The organism is Lysinibacillus sp. NPDC097231, from assembly GCF_044761885.1.
Taxonomy (GTDB): domain Bacteria; phylum Bacillota; class Bacilli; order Bacillales_A; family Planococcaceae; genus Lysinibacillus.
Genome location: NZ_JBIWDH010000051.1, coordinates 18943 through 27431, shown reverse-complemented (window position 1 = coordinate 27431; position 8489 = coordinate 18943). Strand labels below are relative to the sequence as shown.

Genomic DNA, 8489 nt, shown 5'->3' with positions numbered 1-8489 from the left:
GCGGAAAGAACGTTCAAGATGATGGATAGAACCACCAAAGTGAAGGATAGAACGTTCAAAATGATGGATAGAATCATCAAAGTGACGGATAGAACCATCAAAGGTCTCTTGATTGACTTTGCCTTAGGCCAAGGAAATGGAGTTCTACGATATTTTTCCTCTACTAATCAATCATTAACGCCTTAAAAAATCCCAAATTATTAAATTCCGAAATATAAATAATTCTAAAAGGTCCATAATATACAAAATTTTCGAAAATATGATAAACTAGTAGCGAGAAAAAGGAGGATGATGGCATGACTGTACAACAATTCACAGCCTATGTAAAAAAAATGCAACACTATGAAGAAGCACTGAATGTGATTTATTGGGATATGCGTACGGGTGCACCTAAGAAGGGACTTGCTCAACGCACTGAGGTAGTTGGAACATTATCGGCCTCCTTATTTGACATGCAAACTAGTGAAGAATTAGGAAAATTACTAGCTGTACTAGAAGAACAAAAAGCAGACCTCGATTATGTTACGCTTCGTTTAGTAGAGGAAGTACGTAAAGAGTACAATCAAAATAAAAAAATCCCAGCTGATGAATATAAAGCATACGTTATTCTACAATCTAAAGCAGAAACAGCATGGGAAGAAGCAAAGGCCACAAATAATTTTGCCTTATTCCTACCTTATTTAGAGGAAATCATAAGCTGGCAAAAGAAATTTATTAATTATTGGGGTGTAAAAAACGGTTCGCCATACAATACATTACTAGATTTATATGAACCTGATATGACGACAGATGTGTTAGATCAAGTTTTTGGAGAATTACGTGAAACAATTGTAGCACTTGTGCAAAAAATTTCATCTTCACCAAACAAACCAGATACAAGCGTATTATTTAAGCATTTCCCTCGGGAGTCTCAACGTGAATTATCACTAGAAATGTTAGCACAGCTGGGCTATGATTTTGATGCAGGTCGCTTAGATGAAAGTGTACATCCATTTATGATTGGCTTGAATCATGGAGATAATCGCATAACAACGAAATATGATGAAGACGATTTCCGTTCAGCTATTTTTGGCACAATTCATGAGTGTGGGCATGCCATGTATGAACAAAATATCGATGCAAAGCTAGATGGTTTACCATTAGCGACAGGTACATCAATGGGTATACATGAATCTCAATCTTTATTCTATGAAAATTTTGTAGGTAGGAATGAAAAGTTCTGGGAGCATAACTATGAGCGCCTACAAAAGTATTCACCTGCACAGTTTGGTGATGTTGCATTAGCTGATTTCCTGCGTGCCATTAATATGGTGGAGCCTTCATTTATTCGCATTGAAGCGGATGAATTAACATATCCGCTACATATTATGATTCGCTATGAAATTGAACGTGACCTATTCAATGGCGATCTTCAAGCGAAGGATCTGCCACAAGTATGGAATGATAAGTACGAGGAATATTTAGGCATTCGTCCTGAAACAGATGCAAAAGGAGTATTACAAGATATGCACTGGTCAGGGGGCATGTTTGGCTATTTCCCATCCTATGCTTTAGGAATGATTTATGCTGCGCAATGGAAGCATGCAATGGATAAGGATATTCCAAACTTTGACGAGCTGCTAGAGAAGGGAGAGCTCCTGCCAATTCGAGAATGGTTAACAGATAAAGTCCATCAATATGGTGCCTTGAAGAAGCCTTTCGAATTGCTGCGAGAAGCGACAGGGGAAGGCTTAAATGCAAAATATTTAGCAGATTATTTACAAGAAAAGTATACGAAGCTTTATCAGCTCTAATGGAAAAAGCGATTTCTCAAAAAAGAGAAATCGCTTTTTTATAAAGATATTACCAAGGTGTATAGCCTTTAGATCCTGGTGGAGAATTAGAAATAATATCGAAAATCGGAATTGTGTAGGCAAATAAAATTAAAGCTACTAAAATGACAAGCCACACTTTGAAGTTTTCCAAAATAGCTGGCGTTGTACCACTGCTTTCATGAACATCACCAATCGGGAATTCTTCCTCGCCTTTAGGTGCAAACCATGCTAATTTCACCACAATATAAATAATGATTAAGACAGCGATGAACAGGAGTGTGCCACCAACAGCTTGAGCGATTTGATAAGGAATCCAGTCATAGGCTTGTTGAGCACCACCATACTCAGAGTAATCAGAGCGGCGAGGTGCACCGAGAAGACCTGCAATATGCATTGCAGATGACATAATTATCATACCAACTGCCCATAATATAGCTGCAAAATTACCAATATTGTTTAAAGATTTAGTAAGTGTACGACCTGTTAAATGTGGAATTAACCAAAATGCCGCACTGAAATAAGTTAACGCGACTGTTGTTGCAACTGTTAAATGGAAGTGTCCTGTAACCCAAATCGTATTATGAATGACTAGGTTCATTTGGTAAGAAGCATTGACAAGACCACCTGCACCACCAGGGATAAATACTACCATACCGATAAATGGAATGAAGAAACGAGAATCTTTCCACGGTAATTTTTTAAACCAACCGTAAAGTCCCTTACCCCCTAATTCACGACCACGTAATTCAAACATCGCAAACATCGAGAAGGCAGTCATTAAAGATGGGACGACCACGGCGAATGTTAAAACAACCTGTATGAATTTCCATGTGCCGTCAATACCAGGCTCTGTTAATTGGTGATGGATACCAACTGGTACAGAGAAAATTAAGAACAGCATAAATGACAGTCTTGCTAAAGAATCAGAGAAAATTTTTCCGCCAATAACCTTTGGAATAACAACATACCAAATCATGTAGGCAGGTAATAACCAGAAGTATACAAGAGCATGACCGAAATACCAGAATAATGTACGTGATAGTGCTATATCTACACGTTCGACGAAGCCTAAAGACCATGGTAGTAGTTGGAATAAAACAGAAACAGCTACGCCAAGAGTGGCTACGAACCACATTAAATTATTGACAACAACCATAAATGACAGTAATGGGCTTGGCTGTCCGCTTCCTTTATTTTCTTTACGCCACTGTGCATATCGTAAAATTTGACCTGCGCCGCCAACCCAAGAACCAACCACGACTAATGTCAGGCCTAAATAGAAAATCCAGTGAGCTTTCAGTGGAGCGTAAAACGTATATAAAACAGTTGCTTTATTAAGTAAAACCATTGTTGCAGCAGCTGCTGTACCAATAGTCATTAACCAGAAGCCAATCCAGCCAAGACGACGTTGACCATCTGTAAATGTCCCTGACGTACGACTAACACCGGCAATTTGGAATCCATAAATAAAGAATGTTGTTAAAATAAGGCCGAGTAAAACACCGTGTACCGTTAAAACCTGATAATAACCAATGCCTGCTGGTAATGTGAATTGACCAGAGCGTACGAATACTTGTAGTAAACCGGCAAGACCACCTAATAACAATGCGATGAATGCCACGTAAATATGCGCCATTGCTAGCTTCGCATCACGACGATCCACCTTTATCAAATTACTGTTGAGACTCACTTGGGTACCTTGCTCAAATTGTTTATGGCTTAACTGCGGCTCCTTTGTCAAATTACTGTTGAGACTCATTTGGATCCACCACCTTTAGCATAGAGTGCATCATCGTATGTCCTGTACCACAGTACTCATTACATACAATTAAATACTCACCTAATTTATTTACTTCTGTTACATATTCAGAAATATAACCAGGTTCAAGCATCATGTTGATATTTGTACCTGCAATTTCAAAACCATGCATTACATCTTCGCTAGTTGCGATAAATTTTACTTTTGCTCCAAGTGGAACTTCGATAACAGGAGGATTGTAATAAAACGCCGATGCTAAAACGACAACTTCATAATCCCAATCCTTACCTTCAACTTTATGAACACCTGGATTATCAAAAGGTGCAAATTCCCTTACTTTCTCATAATCTAGTGTTTTTTTACCATTGTTCGGATGTGAGCCTTGATGGAATGCACCGATGCCAAGAATAATAAGAAATGCAACTAAAGTAGCAATTCCGAACACAAGCCAATATTTCTCATACTTATGTATGTGCATATGTCTCTGTCCTTTCTTAGTAGATTAAAAACGTTCGATGAATAAGTCGAAGCAGTACACCCAAATCAAGATAATAATGATGCCTACTCCAAATACTGCATAGAGTGAACCTTTCAAATTCTCATCTGACTTCTTTTTATTCGCCATTTTCGCTCCTCCTACGCTTTTTATAGTGGTCTGCCTTATTGCCATAATATAAAAATAAAGTTTATTTTGATGTGAAAAAAATCACACATCCTAGCGGATTATGTGAAAAAACTGTGAAATATAGAGGAGGAAATAAAAAAATACCACCTCAATAGTCATTGAGATGGTCACTTTAAACTTTCATTTGGGATGCTTTTTATTATTTTTCAATAAATTTTACTATTTAAAATAGCGGCTTGTGCCATATGGGGCAGCCTATCTATTTAGTGGAATGACAAAGCGAATTCATAAATGCCTGATGCAGTAGCATAGGATATATCGTTTGAAATAGTCTAATAGCCTTGAACTCTATTCTCCTTCTTCAATCGTTAATAGAACTGATAGTGCACCAATGCTTGGAACTGTAATAGGGAGTACAAATGCCTTTTCAAAGCCATAAAGCTTTGTGTTACCAACCATTACTGTTGGCGGTGTGATATCAATTTCTAAGCTTTCTTGACCTACAGCAGTACATAAATTACCCGCAATCATGTTACCAAATTCCCCTGTAAAGGATTCCAGCATTGCACCTTCAAGCGGCATACCAAACATTGTATTGCCAATGCCACTAAACACTTCAGGAGAGGAATCAATGATTACACGGCCTTTTACATCTCCTATTAAGCCAATTAATACGCCCATTTGCTGCTGTTGAAAGGGTTCAGAAATAATACTTGGCGTTTTCACTTCAATATCCATAGGCAGGATCGATTTTAAAGCATGAATTGTCCCGTTTAATATAGTTTGAAAATACTTCGAATTACTCATCTTTACCGCATCCTTTTTCCGACTTTTCTACATCTTACCATGTTAGAAGGGTAAGATGAAAGTATGTCTTGACGAATTAGGGTGAAATTTATATTATATTAATGAGAATGATTTTCAAATTCAATTAAATAGGACGTAGTTCTTTTTGAAATAATACTTTAGTATAAATTTTTATTAAAAAGGAGTGGTCAGCAATGACATTCGTATTTATTGGAGCAACAGTGGCTATCTATTTGGGCGTGGGAAAATACGTCATGAATCAGGCAAGTGCCCATTTAAAATAATCGATTTTAATATCCCCCCGAGAGCATGATCCTATTAACTGAGGATGCATGCTCTTTTTTTATTTTTTCTGAAAACTATTGTAATGGGGTATTTCTTTTTTGTAGAATGAAGCAAATCCGTTTGGTACTGGGGAATGGGAATTTTGACACAAAATGATTGATAGCAAGAAGTTTCCTGGTCATCTATACAATACGATTGGCTTAGAGTTAAAAATAATGGACGGTGAACAAAGTAACGTCCTATAGAAATCTAGGTGAATAAAATGACAAAAATATTATTAACAGGATTTGTACCATTTCTTGAATATAAAATTAATCCAACCATGCAAATTGTAGAAAATTTAAATGGCAATAAAGTAGATGGCTTTGAAATTGTAGGACGTATTTTATCAGTAGATTTTCAGCAATCTGCTGAGCAGTTTAAGCAATATATTGTAGATGTTAAGCCACAAATTATTATTTCATTAGGATTAGCCGGAGGGCGTTATAAAATTACGCCAGAGCGAATTGCCGTTAATATAAAAGATGGCGAGGCAGATAATAACGGATATACACCCGTTGATGAAAGCATTTACGAGGATGGCGCTGATGCTTATCTAACGAATTTACCTATTCGTAATATGGTTAACCGTTTGCAGGAAGAAGGCTTCCCTGCCGAAATATCCAATACAGCAGGTACTTATTTATGCAATACTATTATGTATGAAGGGCTAATTTACGCAAAGCAGCATGATGGGGTTCGAGCTGGATTTATCCATATTCCTGCGTCTTTTGATTTGGCCATCCAACATGGCAAAATACCGGGGTGGAATATCCAAGATTTAATCACGTGTATTAAGCTTTGTATTGAGGAAACTATCCATGCAACAAATGTTTGATTTTCCTAAAACTATGTGGATTAGCCAACACACAATTCGTTTTGCATTTAATGAAGAAATATCCCAAGAAAATTTTCATATTGTACAAAGGTTCAATCGATTTCTGAAAAAAAGCCTACAACAAAATCTAATAGAAAGTGTCGCTAGCTATCATACTGTTACGGCCTACGTAACGAAAAAAATTGATATAGATTTTTTACAAAAACAATGGCTTTTCATGCAAATTTCCTCTAAAGATGATGAACTAACAAGTCGTCAGTTACAAATTCCAGTTTGCTATGATGAGGAATTTGCTTTGGATATGCACCGTGTAATGGAGTATACAGGTTTATCGTTTGAGGACATTAAAAAAATACACATGTCTAAATTGTATAGTGTATATTTAATTGGATTTTTGCCTGGATTTCCTTATTTAGGGGATTTAGATAGAGAATTGTTTGTGCCACGTTTACAGAAACCACGTACTTCTGTATCTGCGAGTTCTGTTGGTATAGGTGGTTTCCAGACAGGGATTTATCCACTCGATTCACCTGGTGGATGGAATATTATTGGTAAGACGCCATTCAATTTATTTGATGTACATAGGAAAGAGGTTTTTATATTTTCTCTTGGAGATCAAGTACAGTTTTATGAAATAACAAAACAGGAGTTTTTTGAAATAAAATGTAAAGGCGTGTAGCAAGTGAAGCCACTTCTTATAGTAAAAAAACAAGGTGTGTATGGTAGCCTGCAAGACCAAGGGAGATATGGCTATCGTGCATATGGTATTCCTTTATCTGGACCTATGGATAAAGTGTCATTTCAAGCAGCGCAATATATCTTAAATAACGATAAAGACCAAACTTCATTTGAAATGTTTATTGGTGGTTTTGAGTTTGAAGCTATAGATGATGGTACGTTTGTATTGACTGGGGCAAAATGTATGAGTTTTTTGAATGATGTTCCAATCGAAATGTGGAAAACTTTTCAATTAACAAAGGGCGATGTCTTGTCTATAAAAAGCGTAAGTCACGGATCTGTTGTTTATCTTACACCTAAAGAAGGATTTCAAACAGAGGCAATGCTTGGCAGTAATGCATGCTTTCCACTTCTAGGTAATGCAATAAATAAAGGTAGCATTTTATATGGAAAGAACGCAGAGCCCTTACATTTTACAAGGGGACTATATGCACCATTTCGCCCAGTATTTAAAAGCGCTATTACTGTAAGAGTTTTTAAAGGTCCTCATTTTGAGTTATTTACGGAAGAGAGTCAACAAAAGTTTTTGCAGGCTTCATTTCAATTTTCAGGTGGAAATCGTATGGGTTATTATTTAAAAGGTCCTGTACTACGTCTGACAGAAAGAAAAGATATCCTCTCAGAAGCGACACAGTTTGGAACAATTCAAGTTCCACAAAGTGGTGAACCTATTGTGTTAATGGCAGATGCCCAAACAGTCGGTGGCTATCCAATCATTGCAACGATTCACGAAGATGATTTACATAAAGTTGCCCAAATGCGCATGTTTAACACAATCAATTTTGTATTAATGGAGGAAAAGATATGCCAATAGATATTAATTGTGATATGGGTGAAAGCAATGATGCTTTTAAAGATGTAGCGATTTTAGATTATGTAACGTCCATTAATATCGCATGTGGTTATCATGCTGGCAATCATACAATGATGCGTCAAACAGTAAGAAATGCCATTCGTAAAAATGTCCATATTGGCGCACACCCAGGCTATCCTGATCCTGAAGGTTTTGGCCGTCGAAATATGGATGTTAGTGCAGAGGAAATTTACAACATGATCGTCTATCAAATAGGGGCATTGCAAGCTTTTGTCTCAGTGGAAAAGGGAGTTCTTCATCATGTGAAGCCACATGGAGCACTCTATAATCAAAGTGCCAATGATATAGAAAAGGCGACAGCAATTGTCAATGCAGTATACGATTTAAATCCATCGTATATTTTATATTGCTTGGCTGGAAGCAAAATGGCTGAAATTGCAAAAGAAAAGGGCTTACATGTCTATGAAGAAGTTTTTTCTGATCGCAATTACAATGATGATGGTACATTGGTAAATAGACTAGAATCAAATGCGTTGATTCAGACAGAAGAAGAAATGCTTGTGCATGTCAAAGGTATTTTGACATCGAATGAAGTGATGTCTGTACAGCAAAAGAAAATCAAAATTTCAGCGCAAACATTATGTATACATGGAGACGGCCCACTTGCACTGGACTTTGCCAAAAAAATTTATGAGTTAAGGTGAAATAATGGAAAGCGCCATTTTTTCCCCCCCGTCCCTTATGGAATTGGAATTAGTAGTTTTTTTGGA

Annotated in this window: 9 protein-coding genes and 1 pseudogene; 6 read left to right on the top strand and 4 right to left on the bottom strand. The window is 36.9% G+C overall.

The features are described 5' to 3' along the window. Positions 1 to 186: pseudogene (locus ACIQXF_RS21555) on the top strand (hypothetical protein); the annotation flags it as partial. A 110-nt stretch (positions 187 to 296) separates the two neighbouring features. Further along, entirely contained in the window at positions 297 to 1793 is a 1497-nt protein-coding gene (locus tag ACIQXF_RS21550; protein WP_402787449.1) for a carboxypeptidase M32, read from the top strand. Between the two features lie 49 nt (positions 1794 to 1842). Here ACIQXF_RS21550 and ACIQXF_RS21545 read toward each other — a convergent pair whose 3' ends face one another. The 4 genes from ACIQXF_RS21545 to ACIQXF_RS21530 all read right to left on the bottom strand — a co-directional run bounded on the left by ACIQXF_RS21545 (position 1843) and on the right by ACIQXF_RS21530 (position 5005). Further along, entirely contained in the window at positions 1843 to 3450 is a 1608-nt protein-coding gene (locus ACIQXF_RS21545) for a b(o/a)3-type cytochrome-c oxidase subunit 1 (protein WP_402787452.1), read from the bottom strand. A gap of 106 nt (positions 3451 to 3556) precedes the next feature. Further along, the gene (locus ACIQXF_RS21540; RefSeq protein WP_402787446.1) at positions 3557 to 4051 is read right to left on the bottom strand and encodes a cupredoxin domain-containing protein; all 495 of its coding nucleotides are present in this window, start codon (positions 4049 to 4051) and stop codon (positions 3557 to 3559) included. Positions 4052 to 4075: 24 nt separating this feature from the next. Beyond that, entirely contained in the window at positions 4076 to 4198 is a 123-nt protein-coding gene (locus ACIQXF_RS21535) for a hypothetical protein (RefSeq protein WP_402787443.1), read from the bottom strand. Between the two features lie 348 nt (positions 4199 to 4546). Next, entirely contained in the window at positions 4547 to 5005 is a 459-nt protein-coding gene (locus ACIQXF_RS21530; protein ID WP_402787440.1) for a chemotaxis protein CheX, read from the bottom strand. A 547-nt stretch (positions 5006 to 5552) separates the two neighbouring features. On the opposite strand from ACIQXF_RS21530, the gene ACIQXF_RS21525 reads away from it, so the two are divergent. From ACIQXF_RS21525 to ACIQXF_RS21510, 4 genes are read left to right on the top strand one after another with little or no spacing between them, the layout of a single operon-like run. After that, positions 5553 to 6167 (top strand): pyroglutamyl-peptidase I, encoded by a 615-nt coding sequence (locus ACIQXF_RS21525; protein WP_402787437.1) that lies wholly within the window; start codon positions 5553 to 5555, stop codon positions 6165 to 6167. Beyond that, complete coding sequence (gene pxpB / locus ACIQXF_RS21520; protein WP_402787434.1) at positions 6151 to 6846, top strand: 5-oxoprolinase subunit PxpB; 696 nt, start codon at positions 6151 to 6153, stop codon at positions 6844 to 6846. The genes ACIQXF_RS21525 and pxpB overlap by 17 nt, the downstream gene beginning before the upstream one ends. A 3-nt stretch (positions 6847 to 6849) precedes the next feature. Then, positions 6850 to 7719: a 5-oxoprolinase subunit C family protein gene (locus ACIQXF_RS21515; protein ID WP_402787431.1), complete on the top strand. Its 870-nt coding sequence runs from the start codon at positions 6850 to 6852 to the stop codon at positions 7717 to 7719. Then, positions 7710 to 8423 carry a 5-oxoprolinase subunit PxpA gene (locus ACIQXF_RS21510; protein WP_402787428.1) on the top strand — a complete coding sequence of 238 codons (714 nt, stop codon included), beginning with the start codon at positions 7710 to 7712 and terminating at the stop codon, positions 8421 to 8423. The genes ACIQXF_RS21515 and ACIQXF_RS21510 overlap by 10 nt, the downstream gene beginning before the upstream one ends. Positions 8424 to 8489: the final 66 nt, after the last annotated feature.